The organism is Corticibacter populi (assembly GCF_004217315.1).
Taxonomy (GTDB): domain Bacteria; phylum Pseudomonadota; class Gammaproteobacteria; order Burkholderiales; family Burkholderiaceae_C; genus Lampropedia; species Lampropedia populi.
The window spans coordinates 259,674-280,746 of sequence record NZ_SGWR01000001.1 but is presented as its reverse complement, the minus strand read 5'-3'; the positions used below and the strand labels follow the sequence as shown (position 1 = coordinate 280,746).

21 protein-coding genes and 1 tRNA gene are annotated in these 21,073 nt (G+C 65.9%); 15 read left to right on the top strand and 7 right to left on the bottom strand.

Annotated features, from left to right (window positions below; translation table 11 throughout):
- Positions 1-12 precede the first annotated feature (12 nt).
- From EV687_RS01220 to sbcB, 3 genes are all read right to left on the bottom strand, one after another.
- Complete coding sequence (locus tag EV687_RS01220; RefSeq protein WP_122226067.1) at positions 13-870, bottom strand: DUF484 family protein; 858 nt, start codon at positions 868-870, stop codon at positions 13-15.
- Complete coding sequence (gene dapF, locus EV687_RS01215) at positions 867-1,772, bottom strand: diaminopimelate epimerase (RefSeq protein WP_122226066.1); 906 nt, start codon at positions 1,770-1,772, stop codon at positions 867-869. Before dapF ends, EV687_RS01220 begins: the two co-directional genes overlap by 4 nt.
- Before the next feature lie 72 nt (positions 1,773-1,844).
- Positions 1,845-3,290, bottom strand: a complete 1,446-nt coding sequence (gene sbcB / locus EV687_RS01210; RefSeq protein ID WP_122226065.1) for an exodeoxyribonuclease I — start codon at positions 3,288-3,290, stop codon at positions 1,845-1,847.
- Between the two features lie 135 nt (positions 3,291-3,425).
- Between sbcB and EV687_RS01205 the strand changes: the two genes are divergently transcribed.
- From EV687_RS01205 to rraA, 3 genes are all read left to right on the top strand, one after another.
- Positions 3,426-3,680 (top strand): DUF904 domain-containing protein, encoded by a 255-nt coding sequence (locus EV687_RS01205; protein ID WP_122226064.1) that lies wholly within the window; start codon positions 3,426-3,428, stop codon positions 3,678-3,680.
- On the top strand, positions 3,677-4,063 hold the full coding sequence (locus tag EV687_RS01200; protein ID WP_122226063.1) for a cell division protein ZapA: 387 nt from the start codon (positions 3,677-3,679) through the stop codon (positions 4,061-4,063). The genes EV687_RS01205 and EV687_RS01200 overlap by 4 nt, the downstream gene beginning before the upstream one ends.
- A gap of 393 nt (positions 4,064-4,456) precedes the next feature.
- The gene (rraA, locus tag EV687_RS01195) at positions 4,457-4,975 is read left to right on the top strand and encodes a ribonuclease E activity regulator RraA (protein WP_242612404.1); all 519 of its coding nucleotides are present in this window, start codon (positions 4,457-4,459) and stop codon (positions 4,973-4,975) included.
- Between the two features lie 149 nt (positions 4,976-5,124).
- On the opposite strand, the gene ppa is transcribed toward rraA, so the two are convergent.
- The 3 genes from ppa to EV687_RS01180 form a co-directional block, all read right to left on the bottom strand.
- The gene (gene ppa, locus EV687_RS01190; RefSeq protein ID WP_122227079.1) at positions 5,125-5,652 is read right to left on the bottom strand and encodes an inorganic diphosphatase; all 528 of its coding nucleotides are present in this window, start codon (positions 5,650-5,652) and stop codon (positions 5,125-5,127) included.
- Between the two features lie 162 nt (positions 5,653-5,814).
- Positions 5,815-6,306, bottom strand: coding sequence for a peroxiredoxin (locus tag EV687_RS01185; protein ID WP_122226061.1), 492 nt, complete (start codon positions 6,304-6,306; stop codon positions 5,815-5,817).
- Positions 6,307-6,594: 288 nt separating this feature from the next.
- Positions 6,595-6,972 carry an Mth938-like domain-containing protein gene (locus EV687_RS01180; protein WP_122226060.1) on the bottom strand — a complete coding sequence of 126 codons (378 nt, stop codon included), beginning with the start codon at positions 6,970-6,972 and terminating at the stop codon, positions 6,595-6,597.
- A gap of 178 nt (positions 6,973-7,150) precedes the next feature.
- On the opposite strand from EV687_RS01180, the gene EV687_RS01175 reads away from it, so the two are divergent.
- From EV687_RS01175 to EV687_RS01135, 9 genes are all read left to right on the top strand, one after another.
- A complete protein-coding gene (locus EV687_RS01175; protein ID WP_122226059.1) occupies positions 7,151-8,407 on the top strand; it encodes a pyridoxal phosphate-dependent aminotransferase in 1,257 nt (418 codons plus the stop codon).
- A 77-nt stretch (positions 8,408-8,484) separates the two neighbouring features.
- A complete protein-coding gene (locus EV687_RS01170; RefSeq protein WP_122226058.1) occupies positions 8,485-9,843 on the top strand; it encodes a homoserine dehydrogenase in 1,359 nt (452 codons plus the stop codon).
- Positions 9,844-9,920: 77 nt separating this feature from the next.
- On the top strand, positions 9,921-10,601 hold the full coding sequence (locus EV687_RS01165; RefSeq protein WP_122226057.1) for a hypothetical protein: 681 nt from the start codon (positions 9,921-9,923) through the stop codon (positions 10,599-10,601).
- Between the two features lie 132 nt (positions 10,602-10,733).
- Positions 10,734-12,179, top strand: a complete 1,446-nt coding sequence (gene thrC / locus EV687_RS01160) for a threonine synthase (protein ID WP_122226056.1) — start codon at positions 10,734-10,736, stop codon at positions 12,177-12,179.
- 19 nt (positions 12,180-12,198) lie between these two features.
- Positions 12,199-13,794 (top strand): Na/Pi cotransporter family protein, encoded by a 1,596-nt coding sequence (locus tag EV687_RS01155; RefSeq protein WP_122226055.1) that lies wholly within the window; start codon positions 12,199-12,201, stop codon positions 13,792-13,794.
- A 175-nt stretch (positions 13,795-13,969) separates the two neighbouring features.
- On the top strand, positions 13,970-14,557 hold the full coding sequence (locus EV687_RS01150) for a DUF6198 family protein (protein WP_122226054.1): 588 nt from the start codon (positions 13,970-13,972) through the stop codon (positions 14,555-14,557).
- Between the two features lie 88 nt (positions 14,558-14,645).
- A complete protein-coding gene (locus tag EV687_RS01145; RefSeq protein ID WP_122226053.1) occupies positions 14,646-15,812 on the top strand; it encodes an HPP family protein in 1,167 nt (388 codons plus the stop codon).
- 71 nt (positions 15,813-15,883) lie between these two features.
- Positions 15,884-16,771 carry a 4-hydroxybenzoate octaprenyltransferase gene (gene ubiA / locus EV687_RS01140; RefSeq protein WP_122226052.1) on the top strand — a complete coding sequence of 296 codons (888 nt, stop codon included), beginning with the start codon at positions 15,884-15,886 and terminating at the stop codon, positions 16,769-16,771.
- 161 nt (positions 16,772-16,932) lie between these two features.
- Entirely contained in the window at positions 16,933-17,532 is a 600-nt protein-coding gene (locus EV687_RS01135) for a cytochrome b (RefSeq protein ID WP_122226051.1), read from the top strand.
- A gap of 202 nt (positions 17,533-17,734) precedes the next feature.
- On the opposite strand, the gene apbC is transcribed toward EV687_RS01135, so the two are convergent.
- A complete protein-coding gene (apbC, locus tag EV687_RS01130) occupies positions 17,735-18,826 on the bottom strand; it encodes an iron-sulfur cluster carrier protein ApbC (protein WP_122226050.1) in 1,092 nt (363 codons plus the stop codon).
- Between the two features lie 110 nt (positions 18,827-18,936).
- On the opposite strand from apbC, the gene EV687_RS01125 reads away from it, so the two are divergent.
- From EV687_RS01125 to EV687_RS01115, 3 genes are all read left to right on the top strand, one after another.
- The gene (locus tag EV687_RS01125; RefSeq protein WP_147474980.1) at positions 18,937-19,521 is read left to right on the top strand and encodes a restriction endonuclease; all 585 of its coding nucleotides are present in this window, start codon (positions 18,937-18,939) and stop codon (positions 19,519-19,521) included.
- A 21-nt stretch (positions 19,522-19,542) separates the two neighbouring features.
- Positions 19,543-20,766: a patatin-like phospholipase family protein gene (locus tag EV687_RS01120; RefSeq protein ID WP_122226048.1), complete on the top strand. Its 1,224-nt coding sequence runs from the start codon at positions 19,543-19,545 to the stop codon at positions 20,764-20,766.
- A 110-nt stretch (positions 20,767-20,876) separates the two neighbouring features.
- Positions 20,877-20,967, top strand: a tRNA-Ser gene (locus EV687_RS01115).
- Positions 20,968-21,073 lie beyond the last annotated feature (106 nt).

Genomic DNA, 21,073 nt, shown 5'->3' with positions numbered 1-21,073 from the left:
CTTCGGTCTGCCTCAGTCGCGACTTTCCGGGGCCTGGGCGGCAGCAGGCACGGTCTTGCCGGCAGGGTCAGCCGGCTCTGCCCGTGCGTTCTGCTCTGCCTGTTCGGCCTGTTCAGCCTTCTCGGCGGCCTGGGCCTGCTGCTCCAGCCGTTCGAGCGTGGCCAGCGGCAGCAGGCGCTGCATGGCGGCACTGGCCAGATCGGCCAGGCGCACCAGCAGTTCTACGCCCATGGCGGGCGAAAAGCGGTGCATGTCGGGCGAGGTCAGCAGCAAATAGCCGAAGGTCAGCCGGGCCGCCGGATGGCGGCCGGCGCGCAACGGTAGGATGGCGATGGATTGCACTGCGGACAGATCGGCTTCGGCTCCGGCGAGCTTTTGCAGGCCCTCGACGCTGCCGCGCGGGCCGCAGTAGGGTTTTTCCAGCGTGGCGATGTGGGGCTGGTTGTCGGGGTGGGCCAGCTGCACTTCCGGCAGACCGGCATAGCTCGCCTCGAGCTCCCACAGCCGCAGATAGACCTGCGGCACGTCGAAGAGCTTTTGCAGTTGCATGGCCAGCACGCCGGGCAAGGCGGCCGCGTTGCGCTCCTTGAGCATTGCGGCTGTCCAGTCGTGCGCCTTCTGGATGATCTGGGCATTCTCGGTGCCATAGCCCATCATCTCGACGATGGTCGCCTCCAGGCCCTTGATCTTCTCCCGCAGTATGGCCACCTGGCGTTCCTGCAGGCTGACGGCGCGCCCGCCGTGCGGGCTGGGCAGCTGGATGCTGCTCAGCACTTCGGCAAAACGATCGAAGAATTCGGGGGTGCTGATGAGGTAGCTGGCGATGTCCTCTTCGCTCGTCAGGCCAGCCTGTTGGGGTTTGGTCGTCATGGCAAGTCCGGTAGATTGATGCGTCCTTCGAATACGGTCACGGCGGGGCCGGTCATCAGCACCTCATCCATGTCGCCGCCGGCCCATTCTATGGTCAGCAGCCCGCCATGCGTGTGCACGTCGACGCGCGCATCGAGCAGGCCCTGGCGAATGCCGCACACCACCGCCGCGCAGGCGCCGGTGCCGCAGGCCAGCGTCTCGCCAGCACCGCGCTCGTAGACGCGCAGGCGGATGGTGTGGCGATCCACCACCTCCATGTAGCCGGCATTGACGCGCTGCGGGAAGTGGTGGTTGCGCTCGATCAGCGGCCCCGTCTGCGCCACGGGCGCTGCCTCGGCCGAGGCAACGAGCTGCACCGCATGCGGGTTGCCCATCGATACCACGCCGATCCACACCGGCTCGAAGGCCGCTCCCCTTCCGTCCCCCTCCTCTCCGCCCGGCGGCAGCAACCAGCGCGTCAGGCCACCGACCTGCTCGCTGGCCAAACCTGCGGGATCGAACGGGATCTGTTCGGGTTGCCAGCGCGGCCGCCCCATCTTGACCGTCACGCGCCCATCGGGCTGCAGCGCCGGCTCGATGATGCCCGCTTTGGTCAGCACGCGGATGCACGGCTGCGTACTCAGCCCCTTGTCGAACACATAGCGGGCAAAGCAGCGCGCACCGTTGCCGCACTGCTCGACCTCGCCGCCGTCGGCGTTGTGGATGATGTATTCGAAATCCGCCTGCCCCTGTTGCGCCACCGGCACGCTGCGCACGGTGAGGATCTGGTCGGCCCCCACGCCGAAGTGGCGATCAGCCAGCATCCGGTAGTGCGCCTCGGTCAGGCCCAGGCCCTGGCGGGTTTCATCGAGCACGACAAAATCGTTGCCGGCGCCCTGCATCTTGGTGAAGTCGATTTGCATGGATGGATTGTTCCACGAATCGCGAGCCTGCAAGAAAGCCATCGCCACGCCAAGGCTTGCGCAACCGGGCCGTCAGGCCTCGGGCGCGATGGCTTCGGCCCAGTCGTAGATGGTGCCGAGAATCTCCTGCTCGGCCTCGTTCGCATCGTCGGAAAGCGCATCCACCTCGGCCATCAGCTGCGAGGCAGTGCGGGCGCCGCCCTCGCCGTCGATGAGCACGGCCCGCCGATGCGCCTCCCAGCGCTGCTGCTCGTCGGGCGAGAGGGTATCCGGGTAATTGCGGGCGCGGTAGCGGAACAGCAGCGTATCGAGGCGCGGGTCGTCGAAGCCGGGCTGGTTCAGCGCCAACTCCTCGGGGCTCAGCGCTTTGAGACGGTACAACCGGCGGCGGTCCTCATCGCCGACGAAACCGCCGTACAGGTCCTGCTCGGGGTCGGCCGGGTCGGCATCGGCTCGGCCCGGCCGCTCGTACACGGCCGCCCAGATGCCGCTCATGTCAGGCAGCGCACGCGCAATCTCTGCATGCCGCGCCAGTTGCTCCATGTCGATGTTCCAGCGCGCCACCACCGCCGGCGTGAGCACCTTCAGATTGCCCGCCACCATGGGCGACTTGTTGAGGTGAATGCTTTTGACCGGGAGGCGCTGCACGCCCGGCGGCAGCTCGGCCTGGCGGGTGAAGAGGCGCTGGCGCAGCGTCGCCGCGTCCAGGTCGAGCAGTTCGGCCGGGTCGAAGGCCAGGTTCCAGGCAATGATTTCGTTGCGGTTGCCAGGGTGGCTGGCGAGTGGCCACATCACCGCCAGACAGCCCTGCTCCACCGGGAACATACCCGAGACGTGCACGAAGGGGCGGGCCTGGCCGGGCTGCACCGGCAGGCCCAGCTCGCGCGCCACAGTGCGTTTGTCGCGCAGTTGCAGTGCAAAGTCGAACAGGCGCGGCTGCTTCTCGCGCAGCAGGCGCGCCAGCGCGATGGTGGCACGCACGTCCGAGACGGCATCGTGCGCCGCCTCATGTGCCAGGCCGTTAGCGGCGCTGAGGTGTTCGAGGCGAAAGCTCACCCGGCCTTCGCCGTTGACAGGCCATTCGATGCCCTCCGGGCGCAGCGCGTAGGTCATGCGCACCACGTCCAGGATGTCCCAGCGGCCATTGCCGCCTTGCCACTCGCGCGCGTAGGGGTCGATCAGGTTGCGCCAGAACAGGAACCGGGTGAACTCGTCATCGAAGCGAATCGTGTTGTAGCCCACGCCCACCGTGCCCGGCTGCGAGAATTCGGCTGCAATGGCATCGGCAAAGGCATGCTCTGGCAGACCCCGCTCGAAGGCCTGCTGCGGCGTGATGCCGGTGATCAGGCACGACTGCGGGTCGGGCAGGTAGTCCAGCGGGGGCTTGCAGAACCACTCCAGCGGCTCGCCCACTTCGCGCAGTTCGGCATCGGTGCGAACAGCCGCGAACTGCGCGGGCCGGTCACGGCGCGGGTCGGCGCCGAAAGTCTCGTAGTCGTGCCAGAGGAAAGTGTGCATGGGGTGTGGTTGATGCATCAGAAGCTCTGGGATTGTAGGGGCCTGGACCACGCACGGGCAGCGCGCAAAATGTCGCAACACAAAAGACCTGCCTTCACATGCCCGGAGGTGGCCAAGGACTACAATCGCTCGCTTATGGAACAGGAACACGCCACCTCCACCACCGAGCGTCTGGCTCAGCAGATCGACCGGCTGCTCGAACGCCTTGCCCAGGCCGAGGACAGCCAGCGCCAGTTGCAGCAGCAGGCCGAGGCACTGGCCGCCGAACGCGATGCGCTGGTGCAGCGGCTGCGCTCGGCGCGGGCACGCGTGGATGCCCTGCTCGAACACCTGCCCCCCAGTTCGCCCCAGGCGGGCGATGCGACCCCCACGGAGGCCAACCCGTCATGAACCAGGTCGAAGTCAAGATCCTGCAGCAAAGCTACCTGCTGGCCTGCAAGGACGGTCAGGAACAGCGCCTGCTGCAGGCGGTGCGCCGTGTCGACGAGGCCATGACCCGCATCCATGACGCGGGCAAGGTGCGCGCGCGCGAGCGCATTGCGGTGCTGGCCGCGCTGAATCTGGCGTTCGAACTCGACGACCTGCGCGACGAGCTGGCGGACCTGCAGGCGCAGGTGCAAAACCCCGCGACCGGCATTGCCTTTGCCGGCGACCCCACCGGCACCGGTACCAGTGCCAACCCGCAGGCGCCTTCCCCCGAACTGCAGCAGACGCTGGAGGGCCTGATCGCCAAAATCGATCACGCGCTGCAGCCTGATGCGACGAATCCATGACATGCGCCGCCCAAGCGGCGGTAGTCGTTTTACAATGGGGCCGTCTGCTTCCCCGCCGGACTTTATATTTCCTTGAACCAATGCTCATTGAGCCCGGGTTTGGAACATTGCCAGGCAAGCGTGATCGTCTCGCGTCAGATGAACCCAATGCCGGGCTGACCTTACCCACCTGACCCTCCGGTTCAGGCTGACGGTTCGGCGGATCGAAGCAGACACCTTATTCCTCAGGCCTTCATGCCTCTCGGGCCGCGCAGCCCTCTCCTCCCTTGCGCAATCCCTTCCCCAACGGCCACCGCCTTCTCCGCCTATCATTGGAGGCATCGGCGCATCCCCGTCCGCATATTCTCGTGTTCGCGCCACCCGTGTCCACCCCATGTCAGAAAGGAGAATGCCGTGAACCCTTCCCCCATCGCCTTCAGCACCTGCGACTTCTGCGACGAGCACAAGAGCGCGCCTCCGCAACAGGAGTTTCGCGTGCTGCCGCCGGTGTTCCACAGCTATGGTGGCCGGTCGCGCTTTTACGGGCCGGTGCGCACCGTCAAGTGCCATGAGGACAATTCACCCGTCAAGGCCGCCGTCGAGTCTCCCGGCCATGGCGCCGTGCTGGTGGTCGATGGCGGCGCTTCGCTGCGCCGCGCACTGGTCGGCGGCAACCTGGCCGCCGCCGCCGAACGCAACGGCTGGGCCGGTCTGGTGGTGGATGGCTGCGTGCGCGACCTGGCGGAACTGCAGGCCGCCAGTGTCGGCATCCGCGCGCTGGGGCTGATCCCCCTGCCCACCAACCGCACCACCCCCGGTCAGACCGATGTACCGGTACTGATCCAGGGCGTGCCGGTGGTGCCCGGCGACTGGCTGTATGCCGATGAGGACGGCATCGTCATCAGCCGGCAGCCGCTGCATGCGGCCGGCTGAGTGGAACAGCCCAAGCCATCTGTCGCCCACTGCCCGACACCCAGCACCCATGGCTACCAACAAAAAACCACCGGAATCCGGTGGTTTTTTGCGCTGCCGCGATGGCGGCGTGAATACGGGCGGGCCGGCAGAGTCGCCGAGCCCCGACCTTACTTCTTGACGTTGGCAATGCCGTCGGTGATTTCCTTGTGGGCCTCATCCAGACCGCCCCAACCCAGCACCTTGACCCACTTGCCCTTTTCCAGGTCCTTGTAGTGCTCGAAGAAGTGCACGATGGCATTGCGCGTGCTTTCGGACACGTCGTCGAGGCTTTGCAGGTGCGCATAGGCGGGCAGGATCTTGGCGGTCGGCACGGCCAGCACCTTGCCGTCCACGCCCGACTCGTCTTCCATGCGCAGGATGCCCAGCGCACGGCAAGGCACCACCACGCCCGGCAGCAGCGGATACGGTGTCAGTACCAGCACATCCACCGGATCGCCGTCGCCCGACAGCGTCTGCGGCACGTAGCCGTAGTTGGCCGGATAGAACATCGGTGTGCTGATGAAACGGTCGACGAACAGCGCGCCGCTCTCCTTGTCCACCTCGTATTTGATGGGATCGGCGTTCTGCGGGATTTCGATGACGACGTTGAAGGTTTCCGGCACCTTGCTGCCAGGAGAGACTTTGTCTAGAGACATGGTTTTCTGTTGCTGTAGTGAATGGAAGATGGGCTGCGGCAGTGGCACCACAACGCGCCGCCGCAGGCTGGCACATGGCGCGCATTGTACGCAAGGGCAGCGGCACGACTGCTTCGTGCCGCTGCCCTTGTCTGCGCCAGGCGCAGGCCGCCTGTGCCGTGCTCAGGCGACCTGCTTCTCGGTCTCGGCCTTGAGTGCCTTGACGGCCTTGAGCACGTCATCGACATGGCCCGGCACCTTGAGGCCGCGCCACTCCTGCGCCAACGTGCCATCCGGCGCGATCAGGAAAGTGCTGCGCTCGATGCCCTTGACCTTCTTGCCGTACATGATCTTGTTCTTGACCACACCGAACATGTGGCACATCTTTTCCTCGGTGTCGGCGATCAGCTCGAACGGCAGATCCAGCTTTTCCTTGAACCCGTCGTGCGACTTCATGTTGTCGCGCGAGACACCGAAGATCACCGCGCCGAGCTTGGCGAACTGCTTGTACTTGTCGCGGAACTGCAGGGCCTCGGTGGTGCAGCCGGGGGTGTTGTCCTTGGGGTAGAAGTACAGAATCAGGATCTGCCCGGCGTGGGAAGTGTTGGTGACGTTCACGCCGCCGGTTGCGCTGGCTTCAAATTCGGGAAGGGGCTTGTTAACAACGATCGCCATGTTAATGCTATCTCTCAATCAAATGTGTCGTTGGAAAAATGTCGAACCCGGCGCAATTTGTCAAAATTCCGCTTGACAGCGAAGAGACTGGAAATAAAGATACGCGCTGCTGGCAACACGCGCTACACTTCCTTGACGAATCAAATACAGGTCCGGCGCAACCACCGATTGTACCTGATATGCCTCATGTAGAGGGCTGATCCCTGCATCAGCCCTTTTTGCTGCGCGTCCGTACCATGCGTCCATGCCAGCTTCCGGCGGCCGCGGCCGGCTCGATCCAGCCCCGCGTCAGCGCTCCAGAATCAGGGCCGCCACCACTTTGCGCCCCTCCCCGGCCAGCACGTTGAAGGTGCGGCAGGCCGCCGCGGTATCCATCGTCTCCAGGCCAAGCTGGCGCTGCGCAAAGGGCCGCAGCCAGGCCGGCGGCGGAAAGCGGTTGCGGCGCCCGCTGCCCAGCAGCACGACTTGTGCATCGGCACAGCTGGCAGCCAGGTCCGCAAGCAGTTCGGCCGTCAACGTCTCGAAGGAATCACACGGCCACGGCTCCTGGCGACCGTCGGCCCCCAGGATCAGGCTTTGCTCGAAGCGCTGCTGGGGCAGCTGCAGCCAGCCCTCGCCATAGGCGATGATGGAGGTGGTTTCGGGCTGATCGGCGTAGAGTTTCATAAGGCGGGCCGCATGGCGGCATGATGGGCGGGGCGATGGCGGAATGGCCGCCACCGCCTGTTCCCGGACGGGCCAGCCAGCGCGGCCATGGCCCATGATGCACGCGGCGGCGGTTTCCCGCCACCATCGCGGCAACTGTGGTCAAATTATAGGTTTTCCGTTTCCTTCAGTTTTCACCATGAAGCCCATCCAGAAATCCGCCAAGCTGGCACACGTCCTCTACGACATACGTGGACCGATCGTGGATGAGGCGCGCCGCATGGAAGAAGACGGCCAGAAGATCATCAAGCTCAACATCGGCAATCTGGCTCCCTTCGGATTCGACGCCCCCGAGGAAATCCAGCAGGACATGATCCGCAACCTGCCGACCTCGGCCGGCTATTCCGACAGCAAGGGCATCTTCGCCGCGCGCAAGGCGGTGATGCACGAGACGCAGAAACAGGGCATCGTCGGCGTCACGCTCGACGACATCTATCTCGGCAATGGCGCGAGCGAACTGATTGCCATGGCCACCAACGCGCTGCTCGACGATGGCGACGAGCTGCTGCTTCCCGCGCCCGACTACCCGCTGTGGACGGCGGTGACCAATCTATCGGGCGGCACGCCGGTGCACTACCTGTGCGACGAGAGCAACAACTGGGCGCCCGACCTCGATGACATCCGCCGCAAGATCACGCCGCGGACCAAGGGCATCGTGGTCATCAACCCGAACAACCCCACCGGCGTCATCTATCCGCTCGAGATCTTGCTGGGCATCGTCGAGATCGCGCGTCAGCACGGCCTGGTGATCCTCGCCGACGAGGTCTACGACAAGGTGCTCTACGACGGCAACACGCACACCGCCCTGGCCAGCCTCTCGACCGACGTGCTGACGCTGACCTTCAACTCGCTCTCCAAGAGCTACCGATCCTGCGGCTACCGCGCCGGCTGGATGGTCGTCTCGGGCGACAAGAAGTCGGCACGCGACTACATCGAGGGCCTGGACATGCTGGCCAACATGAAACTGTGCTCGAACGTGCCGGGCCAGTGGGCCATCCAGACCGCGCTGGGCGGCTACCAGAGCATCAACGAACTGACCTGCGAGGGCGGCCGGCTGCGCCGCCAGCGCGACCTGGCCTATGAGCTGATCACGGCCATTCCGGGCGTCTCCTGCGTGAAGCCCCAGGCAACGCTCTACATGTTCCCCAAACTCGACCTGGACGTCTACCCGATCCACGACGACCGCGAATTCTTCCTCGAGCTGCTCAAGGAAACCCGCGTGATGCTGGTACAGGGCACGGGCTTCAACTGGCCCAGGCCCGACCACTTCCGCATCGTGTTCCTGCCGCATGAGCCGGACCTGCGCGAAGCCATCGAGCGCATTGCGCGCTTTCTCAAGACCGTGCGCGAACGCACCCGCCCGACACTGGTGGTCTCGGCATCCTCGGCAGCCTGAAAGCCCCGCATCAGCGCTGCAAACCGTACACGGCCGCACAGGCCTTCGCAATTTCCCAACCCGAACCGACGACAAACATGACAAGCATCCGAGTGGGACTTCTGGGCATTGGCACCGTTGGTGCCGGCACCTTCAACGTACTCAAGCGCAACCAGGCCGAGATCGGCCGCCGCGCCGGCCGTGACATCCGCATCACCGTGGTGGCCGATCTCGACACCGAGCGCGCGCGCGCCATCGTCGGCGAAGACGTCGAAGTCGTCAGCGATGCCCGGCAGGTCATTGCACGCCCGGACGTGGATGTGGTGATCGAGCTGATCGGCGGCTATGGCATTGCCAAAACACTGGTGCTCGGCGCCATCGAGGCGGGCAAGCATGTCGTCACCGCCAACAAGGCGCTGCTGGCCGTGCATGGGACCGAAATCTTCGCCGCCGCCGCACGCAAGGGCGTGATCGTGGCTTACGAGGCCGCCGTCGCTGGTGGCATCCCCATCATCAAGGCACTGCGGGAGGGGCTTGCGGCCAACCGCATCAACTGGGTTGCCGGCATCATCAACGGCACCACCAACTTCATCCTCTCCGAGATGCGCGACAAGGGGCTGGACTTCGCCACCGTGCTCAAGGAGGCCCAGCAGCTCGGCTATGCCGAGGCCGATCCGACCTTCGACATCGAGGGCGTGGACGCCGCGCACAAGATCACGCTGATGAGCGCAATCGCCTTCGGCATTCCGGTGCAGTTCGACAAGGCCTACATCGAAGGCATCACCCAATTGCACCGCCCCGACATCCGCTATGCCGAGCAACTCGGCTACCGCATCAAGCTGCTGGGCATCGCCAAGCGCACCGAGCGCGGCATCGAGTTGCGCGTGCACCCGAGCCTGGTGCCCACCAAGCGGCTGATCGCCAGTGTCGAGGGCGCCATGAATGCCGTGGTGGTGCATGGCGATGCCGTGGGCACCACGCTCTACTATGGCCAGGGTGCCGGCGCCGAGCCGACTGCCAGTGCGGTGATTGCCGACCTGGTAGACATCGCCCGCCTGCAAGGCGCCGACGTCACGCACCAGGTGCCGGCGCTGGCCTTCCAGAGCAGCACCCTCAGCGCCGCCAGCACCGACCTGCCAGTGCTGCCGATGAGCGAGATCACCACCAGCTACTACCTGCGCGCGCGCGTGCTCGACGAGGCCGGTGTGCTCGCCCGCATCACCAGCATCCTGGCCGATGCCGGCATCAGCGTCGATGCGCTGCTGCAGCGCGAGGCCGACGAAGTCAGCGAGTTCAACCAGGAATCCGAGGCCAATGCCGCCCTGCCGCAGACCGACCTGATCATCCTCACGCACGACAGCCGCGAGGGCACGCTCAATGCCGCGCTGGAGCAGATCCAGCAACTGCCATCGGTGCTGGCGCCCATCGTGCGCATCCGCAAGGAAGAGCTGAACTGAGCAGCAAACGCATGCGCCCGGTCCAGCAACGACAGGCTGGCAACAGGCCCGCCTTGGCGTCCGCTGGTTTTCCGAGCATGGCGGCAACCAGCGCCTGTCCGCGGCTGGCGCGGCGGCTGCAGGCCGTATTTTGGGCGCTGGCGGCGCTCGCGCTGGTGGCCGGACTCGCCGCAGGCGTTGCGTTCCTTTTCGAGCGCCAAGGAGGGGCGGCTTGGGAGCAACTGGTGCTGATCGGGGCCACCATGTTCGTGATGTGGGCCGCAGTGACCATCGTCCAGCCAATGAGGCAGGCACTGGCCCGCAGGTGCTGCGGCATCGTGGTCGATGCCAGCGGCATCCACTACCAGTATTCCAATGGGGATACCGAAGCGCTGCTGTACCAGGATCTGGTGCGCACATACGAGGGCTTTCACGATGTGCGGACCCAGACGATTCACCGCGGCCCGACGCTGTTGACCGTCTGCCTGCCGTCGAAGGACGGGGGTCGGCCCGAATTCCGTGTGGTGGAATTCGGCCTGGACTTTCAGATCACGACCAATCGCCTCGAGCTTCTCGGGCATTTCATCCGCGGCATCCAGACCTTTCGCCCCGACCTGCGTGTCAGCAGCCAGGTATTCAGCGCCTTCTTCATCGACGAACACAGCTATCTGCCGCAGCGCAAGAAGATACTCCAGGTCTATCTGGCAGCCATTGCCGTCGTACTGTTCGTGACGGCGCTGGTCTACCTGCATGTCTTTCACGGCGGCGAAAGCCCGTGAACCCATCCAGCGATCGAGCCGGTAGCCCGAGGCGTTGACTATCATTGCATCATTGCCATATCGACCGCCCCGCATTCACCACCCCGCCCGGCCCCGTCACCACTTCTGCACCATTCTTCCGAACCATCGGTCATGCACTACCTCTCCACCCGCGGCGAGCCCGCCCGCAAGCGCTTCTGTGACATCCTGCTCGAAGGCCTCGCGCCCGATGGCGGCCTGTACCTGCCCGAGCACTATCCGCAGATCACAGACCGTCTGCCCGAGCTGCGCCGCATCTACCGCGAGCAAGGCTATGCCGAACTGGCCTTTGCGATTCTCTCGCTCTACATCGACGACATCCCGGCCGATGCACTGCGCGCCATTGCGCACAAGACATACACCAAGGCCGTGTTCGGCACCGAAGCCATCACGCCTGTGCGCGAGCTGGAGGATGGCCTGTGGCTCGAAGGCCTCTCGAACGGCCCGACGCTGGCCTTCAAGGACATGGCCATGCAACTGTTGGGCAACCTGTTCGAGTACGAACTGGATCGCCGCCAGGCCGAGCTGAACATCCTTGGCGCCACCTCGGGCGACACCGGCAGCGCCGCCGAGTACGCCATGCGCGGCAAACGGGGCGTGCGCGTCTTCATGCTCAGCCCGCACGGCCGCATGAGCCCGTTCCAGCAGGCGCAGATGTTCAGCCTGCAGGACGAGAACATCCACAACATCGCCATCGATGGCGTGTTCGACGACTGCCAGGACATCGTCAAGGCCGTCAGCAATGATCTGGCATTCAAGCAGCACTACCACATTGGTACCGTCAACTCGATCAACTGGGCGCGCCTGCTGGCCCAGGTGGTGTACTACTTCGCCGGCTACTTCCAGGTCACCGGGCAGGACGACCAGACCGTCTCCTTCACCGTGCCCAGCGGCAATTTCGGCAACATCTGCGCCGGCCATGTGGCGCGGCAGATGGGCCTGCCGATCGCGCAGCTGGTGGTGGCCACCAACGAAAACGACGTGCTCGACGAGTTCTTCCGCACCGGCATCTACCGCCCGCGCCCGGCAGCCGACACGCTGGAGACCTCCAGCCCTTCGATGGACATCTCCAAGGCCAGCAACTTCGAGCGCTTCGTGTTCGACCTGCTCGGCCGCGATGCCGCCGAGCTCAGGACCTTGTTCGCCGAGACCCTGCCCCGCCAGGGCTTCTTCGACCTCAGCGCCGATCCGCGCTTCCTGCGCCAACGCGAGACCTTCGGCTTCGTCAGCGGCACCAGCCATCACGCCGACCGCCTGGCGACCATCCGCGCCGTCTGGCAGCAGTTCGGCCAGGAGGTCGACACCCACACCGCCGATGGCGTGAAGGTGGCGCGCCAGTACCACCAGCGGGGCGATGCCGTGCCAATGATCGTGCTGGAGACCGCCCTGGCGGTGAAGTTCAGCGCCACCATCACCGAGGCGCTGGGCCACGAGCCGCAACGACCGCCGCAGTTCGAGGGCATCGAGAGCCTGCCCAAGCGCGTGCAGGTGCTGCCTGCCGACGTGCAACAGGTCAAGGACCTGATCGTCCAGGCCTTGAAGGCAACGGCGGGCGCCTGAGCGGCTGCGCGGAGGGGCCATGCTCGCGACCCTGAGCACGCTGGCCGGCGGTATCGGCCTTTTCCTGCTGGGCATGGTGCTGATGTCCGACAGCCTCAAGGCCATGGCTGGCGAGTCGCTGCGCACGGCGCTGGCGCGTTTTACCGGCCAACCCTTCCAGGCCATGCTGGTGGGCATGGGTGCCACCGCGGCCGTTCAGTCATCGACGGCCACCACCATGGCCACCATCGGCTTCGTCAGCGCCGGGTTGCTCACCTTCCAGAACTCCATCGGCGTCATCATCGGCGCCAACATCGGCAGCACCAGCACGGGCTGGATCGTCGCGCTGCTGGGCATGAAGTTCTCCATCGCCAGCGTCGCCATGCCGATCATCGGCCTGGGCGCCCTCATGAAGCTGCTGGGCCGGGACAAACTGGCGCTGGCGGGCCTGGCGCTGGCGGGCTTCGGATTGATCTTCGTCGGCATCGAATACCTGCAGCAGGCCATGGCAGGCATGGCCGGGCACGTCGATCTGACGCGCTTTTCCAGTCCCGGCTGGAGCACGCGGCTGGTGCTGGTGATCATCGGCATCGTGATGACGGTGCTGCTGCAGGCTTCCAGCGCCGCGCTGGCAGCCACGCTGGCGGCGCTCTCGAGCGGCACGATCGATTTCGCCCAAGCCGCCGCACTGGTGATCGGCCAGAACATCGGCACCACCGCCACCGCGCTGCTGGCCGCCGCCGGCGGCAGCGCCAGCGCCAAACGCACCGCCCTGGTCCATCTGCTCTTCAACCTGGGCTCGGCGGTGCTGGCATTCTTCATCCTGCTGCCACTGGCGGTCCAGCTGGTCAGGCTGTGGAGCCTGCGGCATGGCAGCATCGACATGGCCCTGGCACTGGCGGCCTTCCACACCGCCTTCAGTGTGACGGGCGCCCTGGTCTTTCTGCCGCAGGCCCAGTTGCTGGCGCGCCTGGCCAGCCGGCTCGTGCCCGAATCGGCCCCGCCCGGCCTGCGCTACCTGGATGCCTCGTTGCAATCGGTGCCGGCACTGGCCATCGCTGCTGCCGAGAAAACCGTCTGCCTGGGCCTCTCGGACACCTGCCACCTGCTGGCGCAGCGCCTGCAGGGCCAGCCACTGGCGAGCAGCAAGAGTGGCCTGAGCCTGGAAAAGCTGCTGGCCGCGGTGGATGACTACCTGAGCCGGCTGCCGGTCCCGCAATCGGCCAGCGACCAGCAGCGTCTCAAACACCTGTTGCTGCTGCTCGACCAGACCCGCGTGCTGCGCGACGACCTGCAGTCCATCGGCCACGCCGAGGCGCTGCGCGCCCAGTCTTCGCTGTGGGATCTGGCGACCCGGCTGGCGCCGCCGCTCGAGCGCAGCGCGGCGTGGCTGGCCGATGACAGCCTGCCGCTGCGCGAGGATGTCACGGAGGAATTGCGCCAGGTCAGCGAATGGGTGCACGAGCAGCAGACCGCCGCGCGCCGCACGGTGGTCGAGGATGCCGCCAGCTACCGCATCACCCCGGCGGCGGCGCTGGAGCAACTGACTGCGCAGCGCTGGCTGGAGCGGCTGGCCAAGCACATCACCCGCATTGCCGAGACCCTGGGCGAGGCGCGGGCGCTTTTCCATGAATGAGAGCAGGATGAGCTCGCAGAAAAAAGCCCCAACCAAAGGGTGAGGACTGCCATGACAGGCGCACAATGGCGGGCGCGAAAGCGCTCAGGCAGCCATCCGACGAACTCCAGCACGGCGCAAGGCACAGACTTTGCTTACCGAGATTCCCGTGGAAGCGAAAAAACCGAAATCCATCATGCATTCCTGGCTGGACGACGTGCACGCCCTGGTGGCAGGCGCACTGTTCGTGGCCCTGGGCATGTGCATGTTTGCCCATGACGGGCTGCTCACGGGCGGCGTCGCCGGCGTGGCCTTCCTGCTCAGCTACGCCACCGGCATCAACCTGGGACTGCTGTTCTTTCTGCTGAGCCTGCCGTTCTTCTGGCTCTCCTGGGCCCGGCTGGGCCCCCAATTCACGCTCAAGAGCTTCGTGGCGGTGGCGCTGGTCTCCATCTTCACCTCGCTCTCGCCCAAGGTGGTGCGCTTCGAGTTCATCAACCCGTGGGTGGCCTCGGTGCTCGGCGGCTTTCTGATCGGCTTTGGCCTGCTGGCGCTGCTGCGCCACCGCTCCAGCGTCGGAGGCGTCAACATCCTGGCGCACTGGCTGCAGGAGACCCGCGGCATGAGCGCCGGCAAGGTGCAAATGGGCGTGGACGTGCTGGTGGTACTGGCCGCCTTCTTCGTGGTGCCGCCCATCAAGGTCATGCAGTCGGTGGTGGGGGCGGTGGCCATCGGCGCCATCCTCACTCTCAATCACCGGCCGGGGCGCTATCTCGGCGTCTGAACCCGCTCCTTGACGGCCATGCAAGGTCTGCCAGACCCATGCGCCTGCCTGCAGGTGCCGGTCGAGGCCGCTATGATTGGCGCCCACCATGTCAGCGCCCTCTTCCTTTCGCCAACGCCTGCAGCAAACGCTGCGTGATCTGCAACCCGCTCCCACCGGGGTCGCACCGGCCGAACGCCTGCGCGTGGCGCTGGGTGCGGCGCTGGGCATTTTCTTCACGGCGTTCTGCAGCCAATGGCTGGCCGGTGACACGGTCGATCACTTCTGGCACTCTTCCTCGCTCGGGGCCACGGCACTGCTGATCTTCGCGCTGCCCTCCAGCCCTTTTGCGCAGCCCTGGGCCGTGGTGGTGGGCAATCTCTCCGCCGCCATGGTCGGCATGCTGTGCGGCATGCTGATCGACCCGCCCCTGCTGGCTGCGACGGTGGCGGTACCACTGGCCATTCTGGTGATGATGCAACTGCGCGCCGTGCACCCGCCCGGTGCCGGCCTGGCCTTGTACATGGTGCTGCAGCATCTGCACGATCCGCGCCTGCTGATGTTTCCCTTTCTCTTCAGCCTGGGACTGATCGTGCTGGTCGGCGTGGCCTACCATCGGCTCACCGGACGGCGCTACCCGCACCGCCAGATCGCCAGCACGGCGAGCCAGACTGCCGCCGACCACCTGAGCCAGGGTGATCTGGACCGCGCGCTGGCGCGCTACAACGAGGTGCTGGCCATCAGTCAGGCCGACCTGGCCGACCTGCTGCAACAAGCCAGCCAAGCCAGCGGCGAGGCCTTCCAGCGCCATCTGGGCGAGCTGCGCTGCGCCGACATCATGACCCCCCAGGTCTACAGCGTGGCCTCGGACCTGCCGCTCGCCGGGGTCTGGCCAATCCTGCGCGCCTCCAGCAGCCGCCTGCTGCCGGTGGTGGATGCGGAGCATCGCCTCGTCGGCATGATCGGGCTGGAACAGTGGCTCGACGCCCTCGAACAAAAGCAGGCCGCGCCGCAACCGAGCCTGCCGCAGAGAATCCGCCGCATCCTGGTACGCCGCAAACCCTCCGGCGAGGCCCAGCCGCAATGGGTGCGCGACGCCATGGTGCCCACACCCGCCATTGCCAGGGCCGGCCAGCCGATCCTCGATATCCTGCCCCTGCTGTGCCAGGGCGGGCTTTATCACGTGCCGGTGCTCGATGACGGGCAGCATCTGATCGGCATCATCACCCAAACCGACCTGCTGCGCGCCCTCAACACGGCCATGCTGGAAGCCTGATGCGGGCAACGGCGCCGAACCGCCGCTGTTCCGAACCCGCCATGGTCCTTCGCATTTGATATGCTCGGCGCATGCCGACAAGCAGCCTCGCCCCCTCTTCGCTGGCCATGCGCCTGCACAACTACCTGGACCTGATCCGCTGGAGCCGCCCGGCCGGCTGGCTGCTGCTGCTGTGGCCCACGCTCAGCGCGCTGTGGCTGGCGGCGAATGGCTTTCCGGGCTGGCACCTGCTGCTGGTGTTCACGGCCGGCACGGTGCTCATGCGCAGTGCGGGGTGCTGCGTCAACGACGTGGCCGACCGCGAGTTCGACCGCCACGTCCAGCGCACCAGCGAGCGCCCCATCACCAGCGGCCGCACCTCCGTCAAGGAAGCCCTGATGGTGGCACTGGTGCTCACGCTGGTGGCCTTCGCGCTGGTGCTCACGACCAATGCCAAGACGGTGTACTGGTCGTTCTTCGCGGTGGCCATCACCGTGCTCTACCCTTACACCAAGCGCTTCTTCTCCATGCCGCAGGCCGTGCTGGGCCTGGCCTTCAGCATCGGCATCCCGATGGCCTTCACCGCCGTGCGCCAGCAGGTGCCGGCCGAAGTCTGGTGGCTGCTGGCCGGCAACCTGTTCTGGGTGATCGCCTACGACACCGAATACGCCATGGTTGACCGCGACGACGACCTGAAAATCGGCATCAAGACTTCGGCAATCACGCTGGGCCGCTGGGACGTCGCGGGCATCATGGCCTGCTACGCGCTGCTGTTGCTGTGCTGGGCCTGGGGCCTGCGCAGCTACCAGCTCGGCTGGCCCTTCCACCTGGCGCTGGCGCTGGCGGTCTTGCAGATCGGCTGGCACGGGTGGCTGATCCGCACGCGCGAGCGCAACCGCTGCTTTCGCGCCTTCACGCAGAACCACTGGATCGGCTTCACGCTGTTTGCAGGCATTGCGGTGGCACTGGCGCTGCGCTGACTGCCCGCGCCGGGCAACAGAAACCGGGCGATTTCAGAGCATCCCGCTGTGCCTTGCCACTGTCCTTGGCCAAAGACCCGGTAATATGCGGGCGCAACAAGCGAAAAGCCGGGCCTTGTGTCATCAAGGCATGTATTGAAACTCGCGACAAGCAGCAGTCCATGGTTACACCCACCCCCTCCGCTCCCAGCCGCTGGCTCGACACCCCGCAGCGCTATGGCCGCATCAGCCGGCTGCTGCACTGGAGCATGGCGCTGGTGCTGCTCTGGCTCTTCGTCGGTATGGGGCTCAAGATCGCGCTGGGCCTGAGCCCGCGGGATTCGTGGATCGTCGGCAGCCACAGCAGCTTCGGTTTCATCGCCTGGCTGCTGCTGCTGGTGCGCGGCACCTGGGCGCTGATCAACCTGCGCAACCGCCCCTCCTATGGCAGCGGCCTGGTGGCCCAGGCCGCACGGGCCGGCCATGTGCTGCTGTATCTGCTGATGCTGGCGGTGCCGACCCTGGCCCTGATGCGCCAGTATGGCTCGGGCCGCGGACTGCAACTGTTCGGCAGTATCCCGATCATCCCGGCCGGCGACAAGATCGACTGGCTGACGGTGCCGGCCAATGCCACGCGCGAACTGCTCGGCCTCTCGACCCATGGCCTGCTGGCCTGGACGCTGCTGGCCCTGATCGCCGGCCACATCGCCATGGTGGTGGTGCATCACCGCATCTGGAAGGACGACACCGCCTACAGGATGATCGGCGCGCGCCTCTACTGAGAACCTGCTCACGATCTTTTCGTGGGTCACGCAAGCGTTCAAAAATGCAGTGGGCAGACGCCTGTCGCAGCCCAGACTGGCCGTCTGGGCAACGCGAGCAACGCCGCCCGGTGCGTTTTTGACCTCTGCCCTTCGGAGTTGCCCCCGAAAAGATCGGGAGCTGGTTGTGAGAGAGGCGCACGAAGTCGGCGCGCCCGCGCCGTCAGGTCTTCTGGCTGATGGTGATGGTCGGAAACTTGTGCGTATAGTCCTTGGCCTGACGCGCCACCTTGGCCGACACGGTGCGGGCGATCTCCAAATAAGCCTCGGCCACCGCGCCTTGCGGTTCGGCCACCACGCTGGGGGTTCCGCCATCGGCCTGCAGACGGATCTGCATGTCCAGCGGCAAGGCCCCCAGATAATCGATGCCGATCTCCTCGGCCAGGCGCTTGCCGCCATCGGCACCGAAGATATGCTCCTGGTGGCCGCACTGACTGCACACGTGCACCGCCATGTTCTCCACCAGGCCCAGGATCGGCACCCCCACCTTCTCGAACATGCGAATGCCCTTGCGCGCATCGAGCAGCGCGATGTCCTGCGGCGTGCTGACGATCACCGCGCCCGTCAAGGGCACGCGCTGGCTCAGCGAGAGCTGGATGTCGCCCGTGCCCGGCGGCATGTCGACGATCAGATAGTCCAGGTCGCGCCAGTTGGTCTGGCGCAGCATCTGCTCGAGCGCCTGCACCGCCATCGGACCACGCCACACCATCGCATCGTCGCGCTTGACCAGAAAGCCGATCGACATGGCCTGCACGCCGTGGCGCTCCAATGGCTGCATGGTCTTGCCGTCGCTGCTGTCGGGGCGCTGGTCGATGCCCAGCATCATCGGCAGGCTGGGGCCGTAGATGTCGGCATCGAGAATGCCCACCGAGGCCCCCTCGGCCGCCAGCGCCAGGGCCAGGTTCACCGCCGTGGTACTCTTGCCCACCCCCCCCTTGCCGGAGGCAACGGCGATGATGTTGCGTACCTGCGGCAACAATTGCACGCCCTTTTGCACCGCATGGGCCTGCACCTGCAGGCGGAATGCGATGTCCACGCTGGTCGCGCCGGCCTGGCTGGTCGCCTGAACCAACTGCTCGCGCAGGGCCGCCTGCCGCGAGGCGGCCGGATACGGCATCAGCACCGTAAAGGCCGCCGCACCGTCCGCACCGATGTGCACATCGACGATGCGCCTGGCCGCGACCAGTTCTTCCCCGGTATAAATATCTCTTACACTCGCCAATGCTGCGAGCAGGCTTTGCTCCGTCAATGCCATTGCTGCCTTTGTCTTTGATTCATCGATGAGGGATCGCCACACGCCGCGCCATCCCGACCGGCCTGTGCCAGGCCGGGCTCGCCAACGATCCGAACGATCTGTTTTCTGCCGTGAAATTCAGCATTCCCCGCCATTCGCTCTTCGGTTTCCTGCTTCGTTCCCCGTGGTGGGTCAGCATTATGCTGGCAGCCGCGCTGGCCGGCCTGATGGCCGCATTGATACCGCGGGAATACGCCTTCTTCGCCATCGTCGGCACCTTTCCCATCGTCCTCGTCGGCCTGATCGCCGCATGGCGCCAGTTGCGCACCCCCAGTGAAGAGCGCCGCGCCGCCATCCTGGCCGAGGCCGAACGCATGAGCTGGCCCGATTTCTCGCGCCAGCTGCAGGAGCGCTGGCGCATGCTCGGCATCCCGGCCACCGCGCCGGAACATGCCGGGGCGGACTGGCGCATTGTCGATGAAGGCCGCATCACCCTGGTGAGCGCGCGGCGCTGGAAGGCCGCCGTGCACGGGCTGGAGCCGATGCGCCAGCTCGCCCAGGCCATGCAGGCGAGCGAAACCGGCCACGGTCTCTACATCGCAACCGGCGGCGAGATCAGTCCCCCCGCACAGCGCTTTGCCAGGGAGCACAACATCCAGATCTGGCAGGGTGATGCGCTCGCACTGTTCCTGCTCGGCAAGAAACCACTGGGCTGAGCCAGCGCACACCACGACACCATGCCGCCCGCGCGTCCGCCCCACCCCGCCGAGCATGCCGCGCATACCGCGCTGGTCTGTGCCGGCGGCGGTGCCAGGGCGGCCTACCAGGTTGGCGTGCTCAAGGCCTTGTGCGCCCTGCGCCGCCAATATCTGCGCCACAGCAGGCCCAGTCCCTTCGGCATCCTCAGCGGCACTTCGGCCGGCGCCCTGAACATCGCCGCACTCGCCAGCCGGGCGGACCATTTCGAGCAAGCCGTGGCGCGGCTGGAACAAACCTGGCGCCAGCTGCACGTCGAGCAGGTCTACCGGGCCGACTCCTGGAGTGTCATCCGCACCGGTGCGCGCTGGTTGCGGCTGCTCTCGACCGGCTGGGCGCTGGCACGCTGGAGCCGCGGCCAGCCCCGCGCCCTGCTCGACAACACACCGCTGCATGCACTGCTGCAAACCCATATTTCGATGAAGCGGATCCCGCGCCTGATCGCACGCGGACACCTGCGCTCGGTGGCCATCTCCGCCTCCAGCTACACCAGCGGACGCCACACCACCTTCTACGAATCGGCCACACCGCTGCAGCCCTGGGTGCGCTCGCAACGCCAGGCCCTGCACGCCCGGCTGACCCATGCGCATCTACTCGCCTCGGCCTCGCTGCCCTTCATCTTTCCGGCCCAGGCCGTGTGCATGCCGGGCGGCCACACCGAATACTTCGGCGATGGCGCCATGCGCCAGACCGCCCCGATGGCGCCGGCCATCCACCTGGGTGCCGAGCGCATCCTGGTCATCGGCGTCGGGCGCAGTCAGCAGATCCACCCGGCCCTGCCGTATGGCGAGGATGCCCAGGCGCCATCGCTGGCGCACATCGCCGGCCATGCGCTGACCAGCATCTTCCTCGACACCCTCTCCACCGACATCGAGCGGCTTGAACGCATCAATCACACCCTGTCGCTGATCGACCCCGCGCTGCGCCAACAGCACAGCGGCCTGCGCCCCATCGACCTGCTGGTCCTCACACCGACGCAGAACATCGACCACATCGCCGCCAAGCACCTGGCGCAATTGCCGCCGAGCATCCAAGCCCTGCTCGGCGCGCTGGGCACCGGCCAGGATGCCCGCCAGCTCGGTCACACCGCACTGGCCAGCTACCTGCTGTTCGAGCCTGGTTTCATCGATGCCCTGATTGCGCTTGGCCATGCCGATGCGATGGCCAAGCAGCAGGCACTGGCACGTTTCATGGGCTGGGTTTGATGGCGCGCCTCCTCTCGCCACGGGCGGACCCCCACCCAAAACAAATATTTCGCCCAACCGCTGCCACCAAGCTGGAAGTCGCATTTTTTGCAGATAGAATACTGAGTTCCGGAGAGGTGGATGAGCGGTTTAAGTCGCACGCCTGGAAAGCGTGTGTGGGTTAATAGCCCACCGCGGGTTCGAATCCCGCCCTCTCCGCCAAATACAAGCCAAGTGATTGATTTCACTTGGCTTTTTTATTTTTCTCCATGCCAAGCAAAGTCAACCCGGTATGGTCTGCACTTGATTGAGTGATTCAAGGAAGCGG